This is a genomic window from Aeromonas sp. 5HA1, assembly GCF_029237245.1.
In the GTDB taxonomy this organism is placed as follows: Bacteria; Pseudomonadota; Gammaproteobacteria; order Enterobacterales; family Aeromonadaceae; genus Aeromonas; species Aeromonas salmonicida.
In genome coordinates, this window is sequence record NZ_JAACFW010000015.1 from 99054 (window position 1) to 122379 (window position 23326).

At 60.8% G+C, this 23326-nt stretch carries 23 protein-coding genes and 3 pseudogenes; 11 read left to right on the forward strand and 15 right to left on the reverse strand.

All coding sequences use genetic code 11. From position 1 onward, the window contains the following. Nucleotides 1-46 precede the first annotated feature (46 nt). The gene (gene yrfG, locus GWQ27_RS14595; RefSeq protein ID WP_275907640.1) at nucleotides 47-715 is read left to right on the forward strand and encodes a GMP/IMP nucleotidase; all 669 of its coding nucleotides are present in this window, start codon (nucleotides 47-49) and stop codon (nucleotides 713-715) included. 276 nt (nucleotides 716-991) lie between these two features. Here the strand turns inward: yrfG and tyrS are convergent, their stop codons facing one another. Next, nucleotides 992-2260, reverse strand: coding sequence for a tyrosine--tRNA ligase (gene tyrS, locus GWQ27_RS14600; RefSeq protein ID WP_275907641.1), 1269 nt, complete (start codon nucleotides 2258-2260; stop codon nucleotides 992-994). A gap of 160 nt (nucleotides 2261-2420) precedes the next feature. On the opposite strand from tyrS, the gene GWQ27_RS14605 reads away from it, so the two are divergent. Next, nucleotides 2421-3242: a helix-turn-helix transcriptional regulator gene (locus GWQ27_RS14605; RefSeq protein WP_275907642.1), complete on the forward strand. Its 822-nt coding sequence runs from the start codon at nucleotides 2421-2423 to the stop codon at nucleotides 3240-3242. 62 nt (nucleotides 3243-3304) lie between these two features. On the opposite strand, the gene exeN is transcribed toward GWQ27_RS14605, so the two are convergent. From exeN to exeC, 14 genes and pseudogenes are all read right to left on the reverse strand, one after another. Continuing rightward, entirely contained in the window at nucleotides 3305-4063 is a 759-nt protein-coding gene (gene exeN, locus GWQ27_RS14610; protein ID WP_058394896.1) for a GspN family type II secretion system protein ExeN, read from the reverse strand. A gap of 97 nt (nucleotides 4064-4160) precedes the next feature. Continuing rightward, entirely contained in the window at nucleotides 4161-4652 is a 492-nt protein-coding gene (exeM, locus tag GWQ27_RS14615; RefSeq protein ID WP_096117828.1) for a GspM family type II secretion system protein ExeM, read from the reverse strand. After that, nucleotides 4649-5833, reverse strand: a complete 1185-nt coding sequence (gene exeL / locus GWQ27_RS14620) for a GspL family type II secretion system protein ExeL (protein ID WP_275907643.1) — start codon at nucleotides 5831-5833, stop codon at nucleotides 4649-4651. Before exeL ends, exeM begins: the two co-directional genes overlap by 4 nt. A gap of 120 nt (nucleotides 5834-5953) precedes the next feature. After that, the gene (gene exeK / locus GWQ27_RS14625) at nucleotides 5954-6979 is read right to left on the reverse strand and encodes a GspK family T2SS minor pseudopilin variant ExeK (RefSeq protein WP_275907644.1); all 1026 of its coding nucleotides are present in this window, start codon (nucleotides 6977-6979) and stop codon (nucleotides 5954-5956) included. Continuing rightward, nucleotides 6969-7043 (reverse strand): annotated as a pseudogene (locus GWQ27_RS22265) (type II secretion system protein GspJ); the annotation flags it as partial. The gene exeK and the pseudogene GWQ27_RS22265, both read right to left, overlap by 11 nt. A gap of 25 nt (nucleotides 7044-7068) precedes the next feature. Continuing rightward, nucleotides 7069-7143, reverse strand: a pseudogene (locus GWQ27_RS14630) (type II secretion system protein GspJ); the annotation flags it as partial. Nucleotides 7144-7273: 130 nt separating this feature from the next. Beyond that, entirely contained in the window at nucleotides 7274-7933 is a 660-nt protein-coding gene (gene exeJ, locus GWQ27_RS14635; RefSeq protein ID WP_111589014.1) for a GspJ family T2SS minor pseudopilin variant ExeJ, read from the reverse strand. Between the two features lie 62 nt (nucleotides 7934-7995). Next, nucleotides 7996-8355: a GspI family T2SS minor pseudopilin variant ExeI gene (gene exeI / locus GWQ27_RS14640; RefSeq protein WP_058394892.1), complete on the reverse strand. Its 360-nt coding sequence runs from the start codon at nucleotides 8353-8355 to the stop codon at nucleotides 7996-7998. Further along, nucleotides 8352-8915, reverse strand: coding sequence for a GspH family T2SS minor pseudopilin variant ExeH (gene exeH / locus GWQ27_RS14645; RefSeq protein ID WP_275907645.1), 564 nt, complete (start codon nucleotides 8913-8915; stop codon nucleotides 8352-8354). The genes exeI and exeH overlap by 4 nt, the downstream gene beginning before the upstream one ends. Nucleotides 8916-8959: 44 nt before the next feature. Further along, nucleotides 8960-9391 carry a GspG family T2SS major pseudopilin variant ExeG gene (gene exeG / locus GWQ27_RS14650; protein ID WP_005315859.1) on the reverse strand — a complete coding sequence of 144 codons (432 nt, stop codon included), beginning with the start codon at nucleotides 9389-9391 and terminating at the stop codon, nucleotides 8960-8962. Nucleotides 9392-9619: 228 nt separating this feature from the next. Then, nucleotides 9620-10840, reverse strand: coding sequence for a GspF family T2SS innner membrane protein variant ExeF (exeF, locus tag GWQ27_RS14655; protein ID WP_275907646.1), 1221 nt, complete (start codon nucleotides 10838-10840; stop codon nucleotides 9620-9622). A gap of 71 nt (nucleotides 10841-10911) precedes the next feature. Beyond that, nucleotides 10912-12417, reverse strand: a complete 1506-nt coding sequence (exeE, locus tag GWQ27_RS14660) for a GspE family T2SS ATPase variant ExeE (protein ID WP_265461997.1) — start codon at nucleotides 12415-12417, stop codon at nucleotides 10912-10914. Then, nucleotides 12417-14450: a GspD family T2SS secretin variant ExeD gene (gene exeD, locus GWQ27_RS14665; RefSeq protein ID WP_275907647.1), complete on the reverse strand. Its 2034-nt coding sequence runs from the start codon at nucleotides 14448-14450 to the stop codon at nucleotides 12417-12419. Before exeD ends, exeE begins: the two co-directional genes overlap by 1 nt. Nucleotides 14451-14471: 21 nt before the next feature. Then, a complete protein-coding gene (gene exeC, locus GWQ27_RS14670; RefSeq protein ID WP_275907648.1) occupies nucleotides 14472-15320 on the reverse strand; it encodes a GspC family type II secretion system variant ExeC in 849 nt (282 codons plus the stop codon). A 214-nt stretch (nucleotides 15321-15534) separates the two neighbouring features. On the opposite strand from exeC, the gene hslR reads away from it, so the two are divergent. From hslR to GWQ27_RS14715, 9 genes and pseudogenes are all read left to right on the forward strand, one after another. Further along, entirely contained in the window at nucleotides 15535-15933 is a 399-nt protein-coding gene (gene hslR, locus GWQ27_RS14675; protein WP_169047324.1) for a ribosome-associated heat shock protein Hsp15, read from the forward strand. 108 nt (nucleotides 15934-16041) lie between these two features. Next, entirely contained in the window at nucleotides 16042-16926 is an 885-nt protein-coding gene (gene hslO / locus GWQ27_RS14680; protein WP_021139460.1) for an Hsp33 family molecular chaperone HslO, read from the forward strand. Between the two features lie 149 nt (nucleotides 16927-17075). Further along, nucleotides 17076-18701, forward strand: coding sequence for a phosphoenolpyruvate carboxykinase (ATP) (pckA, locus tag GWQ27_RS14685; protein WP_058394887.1), 1626 nt, complete (start codon nucleotides 17076-17078; stop codon nucleotides 18699-18701). Nucleotides 18702-18879: 178 nt separating this feature from the next. Then, nucleotides 18880-19545, forward strand: coding sequence for a GntR family transcriptional regulator (locus GWQ27_RS14690; protein ID WP_021139462.1), 666 nt, complete (start codon nucleotides 18880-18882; stop codon nucleotides 19543-19545). Between the two features lie 33 nt (nucleotides 19546-19578). Next, on the forward strand, nucleotides 19579-21381 hold the full coding sequence (locus GWQ27_RS14695) for an aminopeptidase P family protein (protein ID WP_275907649.1): 1803 nt from the start codon (nucleotides 19579-19581) through the stop codon (nucleotides 21379-21381). 88 nt (nucleotides 21382-21469) lie between these two features. Further along, nucleotides 21470-21865: a nitrous oxide-stimulated promoter family protein gene (locus tag GWQ27_RS14700; RefSeq protein WP_021139464.1), complete on the forward strand. Its 396-nt coding sequence runs from the start codon at nucleotides 21470-21472 to the stop codon at nucleotides 21863-21865. A 123-nt stretch (nucleotides 21866-21988) separates the two neighbouring features. Then, complete coding sequence (locus tag GWQ27_RS14705; protein ID WP_059168727.1) at nucleotides 21989-22441, forward strand: N-acetyltransferase; 453 nt, start codon at nucleotides 21989-21991, stop codon at nucleotides 22439-22441. A 139-nt stretch (nucleotides 22442-22580) separates the two neighbouring features. Further along, nucleotides 22581-23057 (forward strand): glycine zipper 2TM domain-containing protein, encoded by a 477-nt coding sequence (locus GWQ27_RS14710; protein WP_005315904.1) that lies wholly within the window; start codon nucleotides 22581-22583, stop codon nucleotides 23055-23057. A gap of 114 nt (nucleotides 23058-23171) precedes the next feature. After that, a pseudogene (locus tag GWQ27_RS14715) lies at nucleotides 23172-23326 on the forward strand (IS3 family transposase); the annotation flags it as partial.

Below are 23326 nucleotides of genomic sequence, written 5' to 3' on the forward strand. Positions count from 1 at the left end.
TAATGCCGCCCCGTTTTCCTCCCCAATATTGACACCAAGAGGCCCCATGCCGACCCAGCTGCCCTGGCACCAGATAGATACTGTTTTGCTCGATATGGATGGCACCCTGATCGATCTCCATTTTGACAACCACCTCTGGCAACAACTGGTGCCGGCACGCTACGCAGAGCGACTCGCCCTGCCGCTGGACCAAGCCAGAGCACAGATCGATGCCCACTATCACGCCGTCAGCGGCACCCTCGACTGGTACTGTGTGGATTACTGGAGCCAGACCCTGGGGATGAATATTCGCGCCTTCAAGCAGGAGATCCTGGAGAAGATCCAGTGGCGGCCCAACGTCATCCCCTTCCTTGCCGAGCTGCGGGCGGCTGGCAAGCAGCTGGTGCTGTTTACCAACGCCCACCCCGCCAGCCTGTCGGTCAAGGATGCGCGGCTCGGCCTAGCCTGGCATCTGGACCTGATGGTGAGCACCCACGAGCTGGGCTGGTCGAAGGAGAGCCAGCACTGCTGGCAGGCGCTGGCCGAGCGGCTGGCGTTCGATCCGGCCCGCACCCTGTTTGTGGATGACAGCGAGCGGATCCTGCGCGCCGCCGCCGACTACGGCATCGGCTACCAGCTCGCCATCCAGAACCCGGACAGCCGGCAGCCCGAGCAGCACATCACCGCCTTCCCGGCGATCCGCGACTACGCCGAGCTGATGCCGCTGACTACTTGATACCGATACGGGGACAAGATTCACCACCCTCCCCGATGTATTCCGTGACTACGCCGAATTGCTGCCGCTGACTACTTGATACCGATACGGGGACAGAATTCACCACCCTCCCCGATGTATTCCGTCACTACGCCGAATTGCTGCCGCTGACTATTTGATGCCGATACGGGGACAGAATTCACCACCTTCCCCAGCATGCAAAGCGGCTGACAGGCGGGGACGCACAATGGAAAGGGCTGCCCGGGCAGCCCTTTCTCGTTGATGTCGGGAAGCTGGCTAGCCCACCCACGCCACCAGCCGGTACTGCTTCTTGCCCCTGCGCAGCAGCAGGTAGCGGTCAAACAGCCGATCCTCGGCACTGAGCTGCTCATCATGCCTGATGGTGCCATTGAGGCTGATGGCCCCCGCCGCCAGCAGCTCGCGGGCGATGCGCTTGGAGTTCGCCAGACCGCAGCTGACCAGCAAGCTGACCAGATCGGTTTCGCCGCAGACTGTGCTGCTCGGCATGCCATCCTGCGCCAGCTGGGCGAGATCGCTCTCGCCGAGGCGGGCCACGTCGCCGCTAAACAGCAGCTCACTGATTCGCTGCACCGCCGCCAGCGCCGCCTTGCCATGCACCAGTTCGGTCAGCTCGTTCGCCAATACCTGCTGGGCCTGCTTGCGCCCCTGCCGCTGGGCATCTTCCGCCTCCAGTGCATCAATCTCGCTCAGCGACATAAAGCTGTAGTAGCGCAGGAAGCGGTAGACATCCTCATCCGCGGTGCCGAGCCAGAACTGGTAGAAGGCGTAAGGGGAGGTGAGCGCAGGATCCAGCCAGACGGCACCGCCCTCTGTCTTGCCGAACTTGGTGCCGTCCGCCTTGGTGATAAGGGGCAGGGTCATGCCGTGCACCTGCGCCTGATGGAGGCGACGGGTGAGATCCATGCCGCTGGTGATATTGCCCCACTGGTCGTTGCCGCCAATCTGCAGGGTGCAGCCGAGTCGCTGGTGCAGCACCGCAAAGTCGTAGGATTGCAGCAGGGTGTAGGAGAACTCGGTGAACGAGATACCCTGATCCGGACGGGCCAGTCGCTGGCGCACCGATTCCCGCGCCAGCATGGCGTTGACCGAGAAGTGCTTGCCGATATCCCGCAGAAAATCGAGGGCGGACATCTGCCCCATCCAGTCGCCATTGTTGACCAGTTGCGGGGCCGACAGGCCTTCATCGGTGGGCAGCAGCGCCTTGATCTGGGCCGACAGGCTGGCGACCCAACCCAGCACGGTATCGGCACTGTTGAGGCTGCGCTCGGTCGCCTTGAAGCTGGGATCGCCGATAAGGCCGGTCGCCCCGCCCACCAGCGCCACCGGGGTGTGGCCTGCCAGCTGGAAGCGGCGCAGCATCAAGAGCGGCACCAGATGACCGATATGCAAGCTGCCAGCGGTGGGATCGAACCCGCAATAGATGGTGCGCGGGGTGGCGAGGTGGTCGGCCAGGGCCGCCGGGTCGGAATTCTGGGCCACAAGGCCGCGCTGGCTCAGCTCATCGAGCAGGTGGGGGTTGATCATGGGTGCTCCAACAGCAGGGGGAAAAGCCGTCATCCTCGCCGTTCTGGTCGGTGGCGGATATGTCCCCTGAAGGACAGTTTTGTCACTCTCGTGCTAGCATCCACCCATAGTAGGGAGCTGCTTCCCGCCACCGGAAATCCACCACCGTGACTCAACGACAATGACCCAGCCATTCGCCACTGATGCCCTGACCCGCAGCATGACCGAGGTGGTCGATGCTCTGCACAGCAGCGCCTTTCCGGCGGCGCTGGTGCGGCTGATCCAGCAGCAGGTGGCGTTTGATTGCGCCCTGCTGCTCGGGGTGGGGCAGCGGCCCGTCTACCTCTACGACAACCTCAATCATCAGCGGGCCCTGCTGTTTGATCGCTACCTCACCAGCCACTTCAGTCAGGATCCCTTTATGCAGGCACTGGAGCAGGGCTTGCCTGCCGGTGTCTGGACCCTGGCGCAGGTGTCACAAGGGCGGCTCGCTCCCGAATATCGCTACCACTTCTATCAGGCCACCGGCTGGCAGGAGGAGGTGGGGCTGATCCTGCCGGTGCGGGACGGGCTGACGCTGATGCTGTTTCTCGGTCGCCTCGACAAGCGCAGTACCCTCAGTCGTGACGAGCTGGCACGGCTGGAGGGGGTGTTTCCGCTGGTACATTCGCTGTGTCGTCAGCAGTGGCAGCAGAGCCAGCCGCTGCTGGCCCAGAGCAGCGCGCAGCCGGACAGCGCCAGCCTCAAGAGTGCTGTGGAGCAGGCGATGGCAAGCGTAGGGGGCGATAGGCTCACCCGCCGGGAGCGGCAGGTGGCGGTGTTGCTGCTGCAGGGGCTGGATACCGAGGCGATTGCCGCGGAGCTCGGGATTGGCAGCGGCACAGTGAAGAATCACCGCAAGCACCTCTATGGCAAGCTGCGGCTCGGCTCGCGAGCCGAGTTGTTCAATCTCTTTCTGAACCATCTGATCACGGCGCCGGTTGGCGACATACAAACTCCATAACGAAATAACCCCGCCGAAGCGGGGTTATTTTCATCATGCGTCCACAACACCAGACAGTATCGTCAGATACGCCCCTGGTAGCGCAGCGGGAAACGGCCCTGACCGTCGGGTTGACCGAGGAAGGGCAGTCCCTGCTTCATCTCTTCCGGCAGCTCAGGGCCTGGTTTGAGAGAGCCCTGGAACAGGTACTGGCGATTGGCCTGCAGTTCCAGTTTGCCCATCACCTGCACCGCCTCCGAGCTCTGCTTGAGTTCGGCCACCAGACGGGAATCGATGCAGGTCAGCTTGATCTCGGGATCCCCCAGCGGCAACTTGCCGGCCGAGGTGTCTGCATCGGCGCCATACCAATAGAGATTGCCGTAGAGGTTGTCACACCAGGGGTTGCCCTGGGCAAACTGATCGACCTTGAGCTGCAACTGACCCGCCACCGTCAGCGGGAACGGCAGCCGCATGGGCACCCGATCCAGCACCCAGGGTGCGGGCACATTGAGGGTAATGTCGCGACCAAAGGCGGCGCCGTTCCAGCCGACCACACCCTGGCCATTGAGGCCGCTGCGATCGCCGAAACGCAGAGAGACCTCGGGGGCGAAACGCAGCAGTGACCAGCCGTTGAGCTCCCAGCGCAGCTGGGTCAGCGACTCGCTGGCATATTGCAGCCGGGCGACCTGGCCGCTCCAGAGGGTACCGCTCACCCCTTCCAGCTGCACCAGGTTGGGCGGCAACGGCAGATGGCGCACCACCAGGGTAGCGGGCAGCTTCACCAACAGAAAACCGAGATAGGCCACCAGAAACAGGGCGGCGATCAGTACTTTTTTCTTCATAGAAAATGACTCAACTGAAAATGTCTGGCTTTGACCAGGCCCGGCGCCCCACAGGGACGAAATACCGGGCACTCGGCGGCACTCAGCCCGCTGGATGTCATTGGGGACGACTCAACTGCAAGCGTCTGACCTTGACCAGACCCGGGGCCAGATTCTCACGGGCCACCTCGATCACCTGTACCTGTACGCCATGCTGATCGGCGAGGCTCGCCAGCCAGATCAGCAGATCATCGAACGGCACTGTGTCGATCCACACCTGCAGCTCCTGACCCTGGGGTTGCAGACGGGCAATCTTGATCTTCTGGTTGAAGGCGGTGCGGTTCACCACTCCTTCCAGGGTGCCGCTGGTGTCAAGCTGACGGCCCTGACCGCCCTGCATCGCCAGCACCTCTTCCCCCTTCTCTTTCAGCCAAGCGAGCGTCTGTTGCTGACTCAGCACCTGCCGCTCGCGCTCGGCGATGCGGTTGACGATGGGCTGCCAGACGATCCAGTAGAAGAGCCCGATCAGCAGGCAGCTGCCACCCACTGCCACCAGCCGCTGCTCGCGGGCGCTGATGCTGCGCCACCAGCCTTGTAGTTTGTCCATCATGATGATTTACCTTTCAGCACCAGTGCCCCCTCAACCTTGCCTTCTGTGCTGCGCACCTCACCCTGCTGCACCTCGAAACGCTTGCCCGCCAGCTCGCGAAAGCGCTCTATCTCGGTGAAACCGGGTGCCGTCACCTGCAATCTAAGCTCGCCCCGGGCGGCGTCAAAACGCAGCACCTGCGGCTTGAGACCCGGCACCTCGGCGAAGGTGGGTGCCAGTTCGGTCAGCAACAAGAGCACACCATCCTGCGGGGTCTGCCCCAGCAACTTGAGGTGCTGAGCCATCTGGCTGCGCACGTTCACTATGCGGGTCTCCCCCGGGAAGATGCGGGTGTAGACCTGCCGGATCTCGGCCTTGAGAGCCTTGTCCTGCTCCGCCAGCTGATAGAGATGCACACCGCGCTGGGTCAGCGCCACCAACAGCAGCAAGCCGGCGACCACGGCAACCTTGCGCCACTGCAACCAGTAACGGGAGTATTCGGTTTGCGGCCGGTAGGGGCCCTGCAACAGGTTGGCCTGACAGTTCAACGCCCCTTTGGCCAGCAGCAGCATGGGCAGTTCGGGATCTGCCGCCTGCCAGTTGGCAGTCGGGATCGGCGGTACCTGGGTATGGCTGTGGATGGTGACCGGTTCGGCTTCTACCGCCAGCAACATGGCCAGCAGCGGCTCGTCGGCCACTATGCCCTGACAGGGGCCCTGGCGCAGCAGCCACTCCTTGCCCAGTTGCAGGGCTGACCAGCCGTCTGCGGCCTGAGGCAGCGCCAGCACGTCCGGCAGCAGTTGCTGGCTCTTGAGGCCCGCCGCGTCCAGCCAGCCCAGCCAGGTCTGCATCTTCTCCTTGTCGACCGCCATCAGGTCCACATCGTGGCCCTCGTGGCCCAGCACCACCAGATGCAGCTCATCCACATCGGAGGCGATTTGCTCCTCCAGCAGATAGGGCAAGGCAGCCGCGGCCTGGCGACTGTATTTGCCCGGCAGGCTCACCCGCCGGAAGATAAGGTCGCTGCCCGGCACCAGGGTCACCACGGGGCGGCCACCGGCACGCTCCCGCAGCTCGCCGAGGGCATGGGCCGAGGCCAGGGTACCGGAGGCAATGATCTCCTCCTCCTTCGCCGACCACACCAGCCACTCGACCGGTTGCTGCGCATTGGTCCCCAGACGGATGACCAGACTCTCGCTCACAAATATCTCTCCTGCCATTCCCGTCCGCATCCAGGGGATGGGCGGGAGCGCAGCCTTTGGCTGCTGTCCAATACGGATTCAGAGCGGGTTCGGCCATCAGCCGTCACCCACACCTGTTTGTTATTCGGCGCCACCGCTGAGGCGGCGCAGCATCACCAGCTTGTTGTCCTTGCCACGCACGAAGACACTCTCCAGCCTGGCCCGGGTATCACCGACTTCGGCGATCAATTTGGCTTCGAAATAGCTGCTCTTGACGTCCAGCGCCGTATCCAGCCCCTGGATGGTGCTCACCTGCACCGGCATCTGATCCGTCATCGCTTTCTTATCCTTCCACCCCTTCTGGGGGCGGCTGGTCAGCACCCGTTTGGCGTCATCGAGACCAACCTTGTCCTGATAAAGCGCCACCAGCAGCGCGGCCTGCTCCGGCTTGATGGTGTTGATGTTCACCACCAGCTTGTCGGTCGGCAAGGCGCACACATAGGGTGCCAGCCGGGCATACAGTTTGGCACTCACACCGCGCACTGCCCTCAGCTCATCCGTGCTGATCATCCACTGGTTCGCTGTCAGATAAGGGGGAGTCAGCCCTTCGTAATAGGCATCTTCGGCACCGTAGCTGGAGACCAGCGCCGTATCCTTGTCGGTCCAGTCGCGGATGGCATCGGTCAGCTGCACCGCCTCGTAATCCTCGACCTCGAGCTGCTTGAGCAGGGCGCGAAATGCCTTGACCTGATAGGGCTGCTTCTCGAGGTCATCGCCGCTCACCCCGTCTTTCAGTGGCACGCTCAGGCTGTTGAGGTTGAAGCAGGATTGCAGATCCCGCACCCGACCGGTCAGCTTGCCATCATCCACCGGGAAGACAGCATCCTGCCTGGCCCAGTTCTGGCCCAGGCTCACCACATTGGGGTCGTCTTTGAAATCCTGAGCCAGCACCTTGCTCACCAGGGCTTCCGCCGACATGGCATACCACCATGCCTGCTTGCCGGCAGTGAGGTTGCCGGTGCGGCGCAGTTCCAGCTGCAAGCGACCGCTCATGTTGCTGGCGATGATCACCATCACCGACAAGATGAGCAGCACTACCAGAAGGGCCATGCCTCCCTGACGACCCGGTCTGGCTGCGTGCACTCCCCGATTGCGCCTAGTTGCCATTGTCTGCTCGCTGGCCACCGGCCCCTATCAGGCACTGACAGCGACGAATTGTGCCGTCATCTTCAGTGACGCTCAGGGGAAAACGACGATCAATTACCATTGTCAGCCCTCTGGCCACCGGCCCCGATGAGGAACTGACGACGACGAATTGTGCCGTCATCTTCAGTGACGCTCAGGGGAAAACGACGATCAATTACCATTGTCAGCCCTCTGACCACCGGCCCCGATGAGGAACTGACGACGACGAGACGAATTGTGCCGTCATCTTCAGTGACGCTCAGGGGAAAACGACGATCAATTACCATTGTCAGCCCTCTGGCCACCGGCCCCGATCAGGAACTGACGACGAATGGTGCCGTAATCCTCCAGATCCAGCTCCACCGCCAAGCCGTAAGGCAGCACGTTGCGCTGGGTCCACTCCTCCTTCCAGGCACCCTTGTCGTAAAAATAGAGCCGCAGCGCCGTCACCCGATCCAGCATGGGCTGAATGCGCGGCTCTGTGCCGATCACCGGATCCGGATAGAGGTAGCTCAGCCGCTCCAGCTTGTGATCCTTGATACGCCAGCCAACCCGCTGCAAACCGGAGCGTGGCAGCATACCATCCGGATTGAGCCAGCCACCGCGAATGAAGGCCATGCCCCAGTCATCGCTCTGCTGGCCGAAACGGGATGCCGCCAGCAGCACCTTGTTGTTCTCGCCATCGATACGGCCACTGCGGGGTACCATCTGAGTGATGTCCCGCTCCATCAGGGTGAAGGCCAGCTGCAACTCGGAGAGACGGGCCTCTTTCTTCTTGGCCACCTCGTCGCTGGTGAGCACCCCCTGCAGCACCTGATAAGCACCCATGCTGAGGCTGGCGAAGATGGCGATGGCCACCAGCATCTCCAGCAGAGTAAAACCACCCTGACGGCCATGATGCCGAGCTCGCGGCCTGGGTACTGGCGATGGCCTCATCGGCTTCTCCAGCAGAGTAAAACCGCCCTGACGGAGCTTTATTTGGGTGTCGTTGACCAGGTTCATCGGCTGATATAAGTCCGGATCATGGCCACAGGGCTATCGGCCTTGGGGGCAGTACGCACTTCCATATCCAGCGCCTTGAAGTTGTTGTCGGCGGTGGCGACGCCGCGATAGCGCCAATACCAGGTCTGCCCAGCCATCTTCTCGTCCCCTTCCACCCAGCTGTCGCCGGGCCACTTGGCTTCGAGTTTCTGCTGCACCAACTGGTTTTCCACCACCCAGGTCGCCAGCGTCTTCTCTTCCAGATAACTGAGTGCAGAGAGGTGTTCGCTGGCGGTTTTCATCACGGCAAGACCCGCGATGGCAAACACCGCCAGTGCGACCATGACCTCGAGCAATGTCATGCCACGGGCGTTCACTCCTCTTCCTCCTCGTCCTGCAGCAGTCGCAAGCGACCGAATTCATCCGCCTTGACAGTCCGCAGGTAGCGCACGTCCTCATTCTGCTGGGTCAGGGTCAATACGAAAGGGCTGAGCTCGCCACCGGGGAAGATCAATACCTGGGGCGTGCGCTCCTTCTCGTCCCGACCCTGCTCGGTTTTCTCGTCGGACTCGCTCCGCCAGCTGAACCCTTCGAGCTCGATGGCCAGCGTCATCTCATCCGGCAGTGTGACCTGCGCCAGGATCTTGTCGTCGGTCAACGCCTGCCATTTGCGATCCTTGGCCCCGCGCTGCATGAACTGCCAGCCGTTCGCCTCGATACGCAGCCCCACCAGCCGGCCATCCATCACCGAATACTCCTGCGCCTGTTGCAGGGTCGCCATGAAGCGGCGCGCCTGCTTGTCGAGCTCGCGATCGCCTCTGGCCCCTCCCATGCTGAGGGTGACGGCAGTGGCCACCAGCCCCATCAGCATGGCCACCAGCAATACTTCCAGCAGGGTGAAACCGGCTTGGCGATGACGAGACGAGGAGCCCCTCACGGCAGCCTCGCCCACAGCAGCTTGATGGCAGCGCAATCAATCACTTATTGGAAATCCTTCAGATTCCAGTTGCCGATGTCATCATCGGTACCGGCTTCGCCATCCAGCCCCATGGAGAAGATGTCGATCTTGCCGAACTGGCCCGGGCTCAGCAGCTGGTAAGGATTGCCCCAGGGATCCTGCGGCAGGCGCTTGATGTAGCCGCCGTCACGGTAGCTGCGCGGCTCGGGGGCGGCGGTCGGCTTGTTGACCAGCGCATCCAGGCCCTGCTCCGTGGTCGGATAACGGTTGTTGTCCAGCTTGTACATGTCGAGGGCATTTTCCAGCGCCACTATATCGGAGACGGCTTTCTGCTGGTCAGCCTTCTCCTTGTTGCCCATCAGGTTGGGCACCACCAGGCTGGCCAGGATCCCGAGGATCACTATGACCACCATGACTTCCAGCAGGGTAAAACCGGATTGACGACGCTTTTGCATGACTTACTCCCTAACGAAATGAGATGGCATGAACCATCAACGATTAACTGTTAAACCACGATCGTTCGATTACGCCTGCCGGCTAATCGAACCTGCGAGTTCGATTGGATTTGTAGGTTCGAATAGCGAAGCGTATTCGGACACCCGAACCTTATAAATTCACCATGTTGTTGAGTTCCAGCGAGTTGACTGCAGGATCGACCGGATAAGGGCGGCTGCGGACCAACATCATAAATTCACCATGTTGTTGAGCTCGAGGATCGGCTGCAGGATCGACATCACGATAAACAGCACAACCCCGGCCATGGAGACCACCAGCAGGGGCTCGAACACGCCGAGGGCTATGTTCACCTGGGTTTCAAATTCCCTGTCCTGGTTGTCCGCCGCCCGCTCCAGCATGTTGTCGAGCTCGCCACTCTGCTCGCCGGAGGCGATCATGTGCAGCATCATGGGCGGAAAAATCCTGGTTTCATCCAGCGCCTTGCGCAGGCTGGTCCCCTCCCGAACCCGTTCGGTGGCCTCACCAATGCGCGTACGGGCGAAGTCGTTGGAGAGCACCTCGCCGGCGATCTTCATCCCCTCCAGCAAGGGCACGGCACTGGCATTGAGGATGCTCAGGGTGCGGGCGAAGCGGGCGGTGTTGAGACCACGGCTGACCCGGCCTATGACCGGCAGGCGCAGCACCACCTGATGCCAGTGACGGCGACGTTTCTCGTCGGTCAGCCACCAGCGCCAGACAAACCCACCGATAAACAGCAGCAGCAAGAACCAGAGGCCGTAGTGCTGCATCAGCTCGCTGGTGCCGATGAGGAAACGGGTCGTCGCAGGCAGTTGCTGGCCCATGTGTTCAAACTGGGCCACTACCTTGGGCACGACTGCGGTGAGCAGGATCGAAATGACCCCGACCGCCACCAGAGTGAGGACTATGGGGTAGATCATCGCCTGCAGCAGCTTGGTGCGCATGTGCTGGCGCTGCTCCGTGTAGTCGGCGAGCCGGTTCAGCACCTTCTCCAGATGACCGGACTTCTCCCCTGCCGCCACCATGGATCTAAACAGCTGATCGAACACGTGAGGGAAGGCCCCCAGCGAATCGGCCAGCGAGTAGCCTTCTACCACCTTGCTGCGCACGGTTGCCACCAGACTGCGCAGGTGGGCCTTTTCGCACTGCTCGGCCACTGCCCGCAGCGCCTCTTCGATAGTCAGGCCTGCACCAACCAGAGTCGCCAACTGGCGAGTAATAAGGGCCAGCTCGGAAGTGGAGGCACCACGGCGAAACAGCACGAAGCGATTCGCTTCACGCTTTGCCTTCTCTGTGGTCTCGTTCACCTCGAGCGGGGTCAGCCCCTGCTCGCGCAGTTGCTGGCGTACCTGACGGGCCGAGTCACCCTCGGTCACCCCCTGCTTCTGGCGCCCCTTGCTGTCGAGGGCTTTGTATTCAAATGCTGACAATACTCTTGCTCCTCTGCCCTAGCACTGTGACGTCTTGCTATCCCGATTCAAATCGCTTGCCTGACAGAACATCAATCTTCCCGGGTCACGCGCAGCACTTCTTCAAGGCTGGTCTGGCCCTTGAGTACCTTGTCGATACCATCCCGGCGGATGCTGGGGGTATGGCCGCGGATCAGCCGCTCTATGGCCAGTTCACCGCTGGCGCTGTGGATCGCCTCGCGCACCGCCTCGTCGATCACCACCAGCTCGTGAATGCCGGTCCGGCCGCGATAGCCGGTGTGGTTGCACTGCTCGCAGCCAACCGGGCGCCACACCTGCTGATCCGGCGCCAGCTCCATGCCCATGGCCTCCCGCTCCTGCTCAGTGATGGGGCGTGGAGTGCGGCAATCCGGACAGAGGGTACGCACCAGCCGCTGGGCCAGTACCGCCAACAAGGATGAGGAGAGCAGGAAAGGCTCTATCCCCATGTCCCGCATTCGGGTGATGGCACCGATGGCGGTGTTGGTGTGCAGGGTCGACATCACCAGGTGACCGGTCAGCGACGCCTGCACCGCTATCTGGGCGGTTTCCAGATCCCGGATTTCCCCCACCATCACCACGTCCGGATCCTGACGCAAGATGGCGCGCAGGCCGCGGGCGAAGGTCATGTCCACCTTGCTGTTGACCTGGGTCTGACCTACCCCTTCGAGGTCATATTCGATAGGGTCCTCCACCGTGAGAATGTTGCGATCCCGCGAGTTGATCTCGGAGAGCGCCGCATACAGGGTGGTGGATTTGCCCGAACCGGTCGGGCCCGTCACCAATATGATGCCGTGGGGCTTGCGAATGAGTTCGCTGATGATGTTGCGGTTGGCCAGCGTCATGCCGAGCTGCTTGAGCTCGAGGCGCACGTTGTTCTTGTCGAGCAGACGCAATACCACCCGCTCGCCGTAGCTGGACGGCATGGTCGAAACCCGCACGTCCACCGCCCGGCCGCCGATACGCAATGAGATGCGGCCATCCTGCGGGACCCGCTTCTCGGCTATGTCCATCCGCGACATGACCTTGATGCGCGACACCAGCAGAGAGGCCAGCTTGCGATGGGGACGCAGTATCTCCCGCAGCACGCCATCGATACGGAAGCGAATGACCAGCACCCGTTCGAAAGTCTCGATATGGATGTCGGACGCCTCCTCTTTTATCGCCTCGCTCAACATGGCGTTGATGAGGCGAATGATGGGAGCATCGTCATCGGCGTCCAGCAGATCCTCGCTCTGGGGCAACTCTTCGGCCAGGGCGAAGAAATCCATCTCGTTGCCGAGATCTTCCATCAGCTGACGCGCCTCGGAGGAGTCGCGCTGGTAGTGGGCCATCAGCAACTCTTCAAAAGCATCGTTCTCGAGCTGCTCCACCTCGAAGGCGCAGCCCGCTACCCGCCGAACTTCCAGCAGGGTTTGCGGCGCGACCCCCTGACGACAGAGCAGCAGTGGGGTCCCCTGCCGTTCGGTCAGAATGACACCGAAGTTGCGGGCAAAGGCAAACGGCAGCTCGGGCAGGGCTGCTGGCAGATCCGTTCCATCGAGCTGGTACGCCGCCATTAGTTGTTACCCTGTACGAACGGCTGTGCTCCATCGGCCGTCACCTGCTGACGCGCCTTCATCAGCTCGATCTGCTTCTGTACCTCGGGTGACTGGACCACATCCTGCCCATATTCGGGCAGCACCTGCCGATCCGGCGAGGTGGCATATCCCTTTTGAGCCGCCGCCTCCAGCTGTTGAGCACGGAACAGGGTGTACTTGTTGCTGGATATCCCCGAGTAGACGTTGGCATCGCGCAATATGGTGGGGCGGATAAAGACCATCAGGTTGCGTTTGGACGTGGTGTTGGAGGTTGAGCGGAACAGGTAGCCCAGCACAGGGATATCACCCAGCAAAGGCACCTTGGAAACCTCCTCCTTGGTCTGTTCATCCATCAGACCGCCCAGCACCACGGTTTCGCCACTTTTGACCAGCACGGCGTTCTTGACGGTACGGGTATCAAAGGTGGGGCCCAACCCTTCGGTCCCACTGGCTTGCTTGCCAACGCTGGAAACCTCCTGCTCTATGGTAAGCAGCACCGAATCCCCTTCGTTGATCTGCGGCGTCACCACCAACTTGGTGCCCACCGTTTTGCGCTCTATGGTACTGAAGGTGGTGTCACCGGACGTGGAATTTTGTTTACCCGTCTGCACAGGCACTTCCTGACCCACGTTGAAAGAAGCCTCCTTGTTGTCCATGGTGACGATACTCGGGGTAGAGAGAATATCGCTCTTGGTGTTGGTGGAGAGCGCCGTCACCAACATGGCCCAGTTACCTTGGTAGAAACCGGCAGCCATGCCGTTAAAACTCTCCGCCAACTTGGCAATACCCGTGGTGGTGCCATTATCCTTGTAATCCTTGGCGGCGATGGCCACTGAACCTATACCTGGGCCGGCGTTGGTAAACTGGGTACCGCCACCGTTGGTATTGGCCCACTGAACCCCCAGGTTGAGACCGTCACCGTCGGCGATTTCGACGATGATCGCCTCCACCAGCACCTGAGCGCGGCGGATATCCAGCTTGGCGACCACCTGCTCCAGCTCGGCCATCACATCCGGCTGGGCCGTGATGACCAGCGCATTGGTGGTCTCGTCGGCCGAGATGGCCAGCTTGCCACCACCTATGCTGGCATTGCCGCCACCGGCCGTGGTGCCGCCCCCCTTCTTGTCCGCTTCTATGCTGGTGCTGACGCCCTTGAGCACCTCCACCATGTCCTTGGCCTTGCCATATTTGAGATAGAAGACCCGGGTATTGCCCTGGCTTTGCAGGTCGCGGTCGAGCTGGCGCACCATCTGTATGATGCGAGCCCGCGCTTTGGGTTCACCACTGACCACCACGGAATTGGTGCGCTCATCGGCCACCACCTTGGGCGCCAGCAGCAGGGAAGTGTTGCCGCCCTGAGTGTTGCCATCCTTGTTGAGGTTGGTCACCAGTCGCACCATCTCGCCGGCGGAGGCATATTTCAACTTGATGATGTCCACTTCCTGATCGCCCGCCTTGTCGACCCGGCGCACCACTTCCACCAGACGGTTGACCACGGCGGCACGGCCGGTGATGAGCAGCACGTTGGAGGGATCGTAATGCACCACGTTGCCGCCACCGGCGTTGTCGTTGAGCTGACGCAGCAAGGGGGCCAGTTCGCGCACCGAGACATTGCGCACCGGCACCACCCGGGTCACCATCTCGTCGCCAATGCCCGGGTTGGTCTCATCCACCACGGGGATGGCCGAGGTCTTGGCATCCTTGGAGCGCACAACCTTGAGCACGCCGTTATCCATGGGCACAACGGCAAAGCCATAGACGTCGAGCACGCTCAGGAAGAACTGGTAATACTGCTCTTCGTTGAGCAGGTCGTAGCTGCGGACGTTGATCTTGCCGCGCACCGAAGGCTCTATGATGATGGTCTTGCTCAGGTTCTTGCCGACCGTGTTGATGAACTCTTCGATGTCGGCATTCTTGAAGCTGGCAGAATACTCGGTGGCCCAGGCAGAGCCTGCCATCATCAGCGCCGCCGCGACCGTGGCAAGACGCCAGCTCTTCCCTTTATTTATCATTCTTGGTGCTACTCCAAATCATTATTCTGACAAGCCGACATAAACGTCGTAGAGCTGTCCCTGCCGTTCGACGGTGACGGTCATTTCCGTGGCGCCTGCCACCTGCTGCATCGCCTGCATGGCCTGAGCGTTATCCCGCAGATCCAGACCATTGATGCTGACCGCCATGTCATTGGCGACCAGACCGAGTTGATTGAACAGTTCTGGATTGCTGCCCGGATTGAGGCGATAGCCAACCATGCGGCCATCCACTCGTACCGGTGAAATATTGAGGTAATCGGTGATCTTGCCGGGGTTGCCCAGCAATTCGCTGCGCACCGAGGAGAGCTTCTCATCCGGGTTGCCCTGCCTGGGCAGGGGTTTGCCGTACTCTTCCCCGTCCAGCATCAGGGTCTCGTCACGCGCGTCGCGTTCTATGATGACGCGGTCGGCAAACACCTGGCGAACCTTGGCCTGGGTGCCATCGATGAAGTCGCCTATGCCATAGGAATTTTGCACACCGCTGTGGGCTATGATGGCGATGGACTTGGCGGGATCGGAACTGGCCAGAACACCGTTGAGCTGCGCATTGAGCTGGGTCTTGGGTGCGTCGGCTGCGACAGCATCGGCCGCCCGGGCCTGCTGCTTCGCCTTGCCAAACAGTGCCAGCCGGCTGACGCCGCCGAGATCGAGCCGGGCCTTGTCCTGACCCTGACTGCCTGCCACGGCCGGTTGCCAGGGCTGACTGCTCTGCTGGCTACCGAGATCCAGCAGCCGCCAGGTAAGACCGGCGCACTGGTGGGCCAGCAACAGCAGCAAGAGCCAGAACAGGGGCTGGCTGAAACGGGAGAGCGGCACGGTTTTGCAACGGGCCAGAAGGGAGCTCAACAAGTCATCCCTGAACGGTAGCGTCATGTTTATCAATATATTCTGGCTTCCAAATCGGTTGGCTATTGTGTACGGCAATGGACCCAGAGACAACCGACCGGATGGTATCAAGCTGTGAAAATTGACATTCCGTCACACCATCAGCCCCCCTGTTTCTATCCCGAGGCCTGCCTCTGGTATAATCAGGCTCCCCTTTCAGCCATCCCGGAGTCGATTCATGCCGAATCCCGCAGAAACCACAACCCAGGTCCGCCTCGACAAATGGTTGTGGGCCGCGCGTTTTTACAAGACCCGCAGCCTGGCCCGCGATCAGATTGAAGGGGGCAAGGTGCACTATAACGGCCAGCGCAGCAAACCTGGCAAGGCCGTTGAAACCGGCGCCCTCATCCGTGTCTGGCAGGGCCAGGACGAGCGGGAGGTACGGGTACTGCAAGTGAGTGAACAGCGCAAGTCCGCCCCGCTGGCCCAGCTGCTCTATGAAGAGACGGAAGCCAGCCTGAAAAAACGGGCCGAGAACAGCGAGGCGCGCCGCTTCAACAGCCAGTTTGCCCCAAGCCCCGAGCGTCGCCCCGACAAGCAGGAGCGGCGCCAGCTGATCAAGGTCAAGCAATACTGACTCGCCAACGTGGCCCTTTTATGACGACAGGGGGCGAGATAAGTTCCTAACCACCTGTTTATTATTGTTTTTATCTATTCTCCTCACCTAAGAACCCAGGAATGCATGATGAGTAACCAAGATCTCCTGTATCGCTATCTGTTTGAAGAGTACGAAGTCCGGGGTGAGCTGGTCCAGCTGGATCACACCTACCGCCACGTGGTGGAAGCCCAGAGTTATCCGGTGCAGGTGCAAAAATTGTTGGGTGAACTGCTGGTCGCCACCAGCCTGCTGACCGCCACCCTCAAGTTCGAAGGCTCCATCACTGTGCAATTGCAGGGTGATGGCCCTGTCCGTCTGGCGGTGATCAACGGTGACAACAACCAGCAGTTGCGCGGCGTGGCCCGCTATGAAGGGGAGCTGCCGAGCGATGGCAAGCTGCAGAGCCTGATTGGCAACGGCCAGCTGATCATCACCATCACTCCGGAGCAGGGCGAGCGCTATCAGGGCATCATAGCCCTGGACGCCGATACCCTGGCAGGTTGCCTGGAGCACTACTTCGCCCAATCCGAACAGTTGGCCACCAAGCTCTGGATCCGTACCGGCTACCACCAGGGTGAACCACGCGCCGCCGGCATATTGCTGCAGGCACTGCCCGCCCAGAGCGAGGATCACAGCGCAGATTTCGATCACCTGACCCAGCTCACCGCCACCATCAAGGATGATGAGTTGTTCGGGCTGGAAGCGGAAGAGATCCTCTACCGCCTCTACAACCAGGACAAGGTGCGGGTGTTCGATCCCCAGGCAGTCGAGTTCCGTTGCACCTGCTCCCGCGCACGCTGTGAAGGGGCCCTGCTGCAGATAGAAAAGGAAGAAGTCTTGGAGATGGTGCAGGAGCTCGGCAAGATCGACATGCACTGTGATTATTGCGGCGCCCAGTACCAATTTGATGGGATCGACGTCGAAACCCTGTTCAGCAGGGCTCCCGATAATGATGCAAACAAGTTACACTAATTGAAGGCGGGCAAAACCCGCCTTTAACTTAAATAACAAAAAAATACCCTATTTTATAAAGTTTGATGGCGATCTCTAAACTCTACCACCTAAGTGATAGGATGAATGCCAGATAGAACCCTACCAACCTCTGAACCCAGGAGAATACAATGACAATCGTGGCAGAACCCACCCTGGCCCAACAATTAGAACTGGACCAGTACGGCATCAAAAACAGCCAAGAAATCGTTCGCAACCCCTCTTACGACCAGCTTTTCGCGGAAGAGACACGTTCTGACCTGGAAGGGTTTGAGCGCGGTGTAGTGACCGAACTGGGCGCCGTTAATGTCAACACCGGTATCTTTACAGGCCGCTCCCCGAAAGATAAATATATCGTCAAAGACGCCACCACCCAGAATACTGTGTGGTGGTCTGACCAGGGTAAAAACGATAACAAAGCCATTACCCCGGAAGTGTGGTCACATCTGAAATCCCTGGTGACCAAACAGCTCTCCGGCAAGCGCCTGTTTGTGGTCGATGGCTTCTGCGGTGCCAACCCGGATACCCGTCTGGCCGTGCGCGTCATCACAGAGGTGGCCTGGCAGGCTCACTTCGTCAAGAACATGTTCATTCGCCCGAGCGATGAAGAGCTGAAAGCCTTCAAACCTGACTTCGTGGTGATGAACGGTGCCAAATGCACCAACCCGAACTGGAAGGAACAGGGTCTCAACTCCGAGAACTTCGTTGCCTTCAACCTCACCGAGAAGATCCAGCTCATCGGCGGCACCTGGTACGGTGGCGAGATGAAGAAAGGGATGTTCTCCATGATGAACTACTTCCTGCCCCTGCGCGGTATTGCCTCCATGCACTGCTCCGCCAACGTGGGTCAGGACGGCGACGTTGCCATCTTCTTCGGCCTCTCCGGCACCGGCAAGACCACCCTCTCCACCGATCCCAAGCGTCAGCTGATCGGCGATGACGAGCACGGCTGGGACGATGACGGCGTGTTCAACTTCGAAGGGGGCTGCTACGCCAAGACCATCAAGCTCTCCAAAGAAGCCGAGCCGGACATCTTCAACGCCATCCGTCGCGATGCGCTGCTGGAAAACGTGACCGTTGCTGCCGATGGCACCATCGACTTCGATGATGGCTCCAAGACCGAGAACACCCGTGTCTCCTACCCCATCTATCACATCGAGAACATCGTCAAGCCGGTCTCCAAGGCGGGTCATGCCAACAAGGTGATCTTCCTGACTGCCGACGCTTTCGGCGTGCTGCCCCCGGTTTCCAAGCTGACCAAGGAGCAGACCAAGTACCACTTCCTGTCTGGCTTCACCGCCAAACTGGCCGGTACCGAGCGCGGCATCACAGAGCCGACTCCGACCTTCTCCTCCTGCTTCGGTGCGGCCTTCCTCAGCCTGCATCCGACCAAGTACGGTCAGGAGCTGGTGAAGCGGATGGAAGCGGCCGGCGCGGAAGCCTATCTGGTCAACACCGGCTGGAATGGCACCGGCAAGCGCATCTCCATCAAGGATACCCGCGCCATCATTGACGCCATCCTGGACGGTTCCATCGAGAAAGCCGAGACCAAGATACTGCCGGTCTTCAATCTGGAAGTGCCGACCGCACTGCACGACGTGAACCCGGCGATCCTCGACCCGCGTGACACTTATGCCGACAAGGCCGAGTGGGATGCCAAGGCAGAGGATCTGGCCCAGCGCTTCATCAAGAACTTCGAGCGCTTCACCGACAACGAAGAGGGCAAGCGCCTGGTCGCGGCAGGTCCGCAGCTGTAACGCCAGCCCCCGTCTTCTTGCAAACTCCAATACCGGTCAGCCCTGCTGACCGGTATTTTTTTAACCAGATGGTGGCGTTTGATCCCCGCCAAACCTTGCCTTGTGGGCGGTTGCGCGTTAGATTCAGCCCAACTTTATACAATATACAATTTTGTAACGATTCCCCTGTGACCCGACCATGACCCCACCCTACAAGACCCGAACCCAGATGGTGATGGAGAACCTCCGCGGCCGGATCCTGCGTGGGGAGTTTGCCGCCGGCGCCCCTCTTCGTCAGGATGCCATCGCCAAGGAGCTGGCGGTGAGCCGCATTCCGGTGCGGGAAGCCCTGATGCAACTGGAGGCCCAGGGACTGGTGAAATTCGAGGCCCACCGCGGCGCCGTGGTCACCATGCTGGACGCCTCGGCCATCGAGGAGCTCTTTTATTTGCGAGCCCTGCTGGAAGCCGATACCCTGTTTCACGCCGTCGACCTGATGACGGAGGAGACCTTTGCCAAGGCAGAGGCCATCCTGGCCCAGTTTGATCAGGCGCTCGAGTCAGGCACCCAGATCGAACACTGGGCAGAGTTGAACCACAGTTTTCACGCCACCCTCTATCAGGCTGCCGGTCGCCCCCAGGCGCTGGAGCTGATTGCCCAGATCAATCTGAGCTGTGACCGCTATGTACGCTTCGAGCTGCTGTTTGCCAGCGACGGAGTGGACAAGGCTGAACGTGAGCACGCCCAGTTGCTGGCGCTGTGTCGCGCCCGCCGCAAACACGAGGCTGTGGTGCTGCTCAAACAACATATCGAGGCGGCTGGCCAGTCGATCAAACGGATCCTGGACAGCGGCCACAACCACTGAACACTCACATCACTACAATCTGGCATTAACGACATGAATCATTTCGAGATTATTGAAACCCGCGTCGCCCAGGTCAGGGCCGCTCTGGCCATTCAAGAGCTGGACGCCTTCATAGTCCCCCACGATGACGAGCACCTGGGCGAATACATTCCCGCCTACGCAGAGCGTCTGGACTGGATCACGGGTTTCAACGGCTCCGCCGGGCTCGCCATCATAATGGCGCAGCGGGCGGCCCTGTTCATCGACGGTCGTTACACGGTGCAGGCCCGCATGCAGGCACCGGCCGAGCTATTCGAGTTTCTTCATCTGAACGAAGATCCCCATGTGCAGTGGCTGGCTGAACAACTGCCGTCCGGCTCCCGGGTCGGCTTTGACGCCCGCCTGCACAGCCTGGCCTGGTATCAACACGCCAAGGCCCTGCTGACCGAACGCGGCATCGAGCTGGTACGGGTCGATGAGAACCCCATCGACCTGCACTGGAGCGATCGCCCCGCGCCGACCAAAACCCCGGTCATTCTCTACAGCGAAGAGCTGGCAGGCCAGTCGAGCCAGGCCAAGCGCGAACTGCTGGCCACAGACCTGCGCAAGCGCGGGCTGGATGCCGTACTGCTGACCCAGGCCGAGCCCATCAACTGGCTGCTCAACCTGCGTGGCCGTGACGTGGAGCGGCTGCCGGTAGTGCTGGGTTTTGCGGTGCTCTACGCCAACACCAGCATGGATTTCTTCGTCGACACCGACAAGATTGACTGCATCGCCTTCTCCAGACATGTGGGACAGGATGTCTCCGTCTACCCCATCGACAAGCTGGGTGACGTGCTGCAACGCATTGGTGAAAACCAGCAAAGAGTACTGGCCGATCCCAACACGGCCAACGCCTGGACCCAGCTCATCATGGAAGAGGCAGGCGCCATCCTGGTGGCCGGTCAGGATCCGACCATGCTGCCGAAGGCGTGCAAGAACCCGGTGGAGCTGGCCGGTATGCAGCGCGCCCACCTGCGCGACGGCGTCGCCGTTACCCGTTTCCTCGCCTGGCTGGATCGGCTGATCGCCTCCGGCGAATTCGAGGGGGTGGATGAAGGCACGCTGGCCGATCAGCTGGAAGCCTTCCGTCACGAGCAGGAACACTACGTCGAGCCGAGCTTTGACACCATTTCGGCGCTGGGGCCCAACGCCGCCATGTGCCATTACCGTCACACCAACGGCACACCACGCCCCTTCGGTCAGGACAGCATCTATCTGGTGGATTCCGGTGCCCAGTATCTGGACGGCACCACTGACATCACCCGCACCGTCAAGGTGGGTGAGGTGACTGACGAGCACAAGGCCATGTTTACCCGGGTGCTGCAGGGCCATATCGCGCTGGATCAGGCCCGCTTCCCGCGCGGTACCGCCGGCATCCAGCTCGACGTGCTGGCCCGCATGCCGCTGTGGCAGGCGGGTTACAACTATGACCACGGCACAGGCCACGGTGTCGGTCACTTCCTGAGCGTGCACGAAGGCCCCCAGCGCATCGCGCCCAAGGGGAGCCTGGTGGCGCTGCAACCGGGCATGGTGCTCTCCAACGAGCCGGGTTACTACCGGGAAGATGCGTTCGGCATCCGCTGCGAAAACCTGGTGGTCGTGACCGAACAGGAACAGGTAGGCGAACTGGCGATGCTGGGCTTCGAGCGGCTGACTTATGTGCCGTTTGATACCCGCCTCATCGATCGCAGCCTGCTGAGCCCGGCCGAGTTCCGCTGGATCAACGAATACCATGTCGAGGTGTTCCGCCGCCTGATCCCCCTGCTGGAGGGCGAGGATCTCCTCTGGCTGGAACAAGCAACCAGCCTCATCTGATGACACAGGGCCTGCGGGCCCTGTTTTTTTGCCTCCCGTCTTGACCTGTATCAACACCCAGTCCCCTCAGGTCAGGACAATGACCGCCATGAAACCCCATGATCCCGACTCAATGCACAGCACTCGTGCCAGCAAGGCATCCGAGCACCCCAGGCTCAAGCGGGAGCAGCAAACGGTCAGCGCCATGATCCGCCTCTACTGCCACCACCACCATCAGGATCCCGCCTGTCGGCACTGCCAGCAGTTGCAAGCCTTCGCCCACCAGCGACTACGGCGCTGCCGCTATGGTCACGGCCACAAACCGACCTGCGCCAACTGCCACATCCACTGCTATGCCCCCGCCATGCGCAAGCAGATCCAGCAGATCATGAAATGGAGCGGCCCGCGCATGCTGTGGCGTCATCCCTGGCTTGCCCTGTGCCATCTGCTGGACAGCCGCCGCAAGGCCCCAAGATTGCCCAACAGCCGGCCCCTGCCGCCCTGACACAGACCTTCGACCACTCGCGCCCGACATCATCAGGTACGCTTGCATCAGCCAGGATGGCCCACTAACCTGTGACTCCTTTGACTGCCGCACGGCAGCACGCACGCAATGACAGGAGCCCGGATGCATCAGCCCCCCGTTTTGAGAGTGGCCACCCACGCCGACATGCACGCCATCTGGCAGATAGACGTCAACGTCTTCGGGGAGGATGTCTATCCAGGCTTCTTCTTTCGCCAGGCCATGGATCTCTGGCCCGAGCTGCTGCTGGTGGCCGAACTGGATGGCAAGCTGCTTGGCTATGCCCTGGGTGGATTGGGACAGGATCGGTCGCAAGGCTGGCTGCTCTCCCTGGCTGTGTTACCCGAGGCGCGCGGCTTCGGTCTTGCCGAGCGCATGATGCTGCAGCTGGAGCAGGCACTGACCCAGGTGCTGGTCGAACGGGTCAGACTGACGGTGGATCCGGCCAATCCGGCCAAACGCCTCTACTTTCGACTCGGTTATCAGCAAGTTGCCGAGGAGCGCGACTATTTCGGCCCGGGTGAAGATCGCCTGCTGCTGGAAAAAAGCCTCGGCTAATCCCGCTGCAGGCGTCGCCTCCCGTCCCCGAGTCTCATAATTGGTTACACTTTGCTGGTTTCATGCTCAATCCGGTTGGCGTAAAGTTGCACTCACTGACCGAATTAACCAGATTAGATGCCAGCCTAGGAGGCCCATCATGTTGAAACGTATGACCCTTATCGCCTTGTTGGCCGCCACCACTGCCACCACCCTCAGCGGCTGTGCCAACAGCGATGTCTACTCCGGCGATGTCTATACCAAGGATCGTGCCAAGCAGGTCCAGACCGTCAGCTACGGCACCATACTCTCCACCCGCCCGGTCAAGATCCAGGCCGATGAGAACTCTCTGGTCGGCACCATAGGTGGCGCCGTGGTCGGTGGCCTGCTCGGCAGCACCATAGGGGGTGGCCGGGGTAGCGATATCGCCGCCGCCGGTGGTGCCATCGCAGGTGCCGCCGCCGGTAAAGCTGCCGGCGACAAGCTCAATCAGGTTGACGGTGTCGAGCTCGAGATCAAGAAAGAGAACGGCGAATCCATCGTAGTGGTGCAAAAAGCCAGCCCCACCTTCGTGCCTGGCGCCCGGGTACGCATGACCCAGGGCAACGGCAGCATCAACGTGGCCGTGGTGAACTAAGTACCAACCACCAAACGCCCACGAAAAAGCCCTCGCACTGCGAGGGCTTTTTTTATCGTTTTGTCCCGTCCTGAATATGGTTTACACCTTTCCCCCCAATAAATGGAGAACCCGATGGGACAAGGTGTGAAACGGACACAGTGCGATTACTCGCTGACTTTTAAACTGGCACTGGTCGAGCAGATTGAAAAAGGCGAGCTCACCTACAAACAGGCCCAGGCGCGTTATGGCATTCAGGGCCGCTCCACCGTTCTGGTATGGTTGCGTAA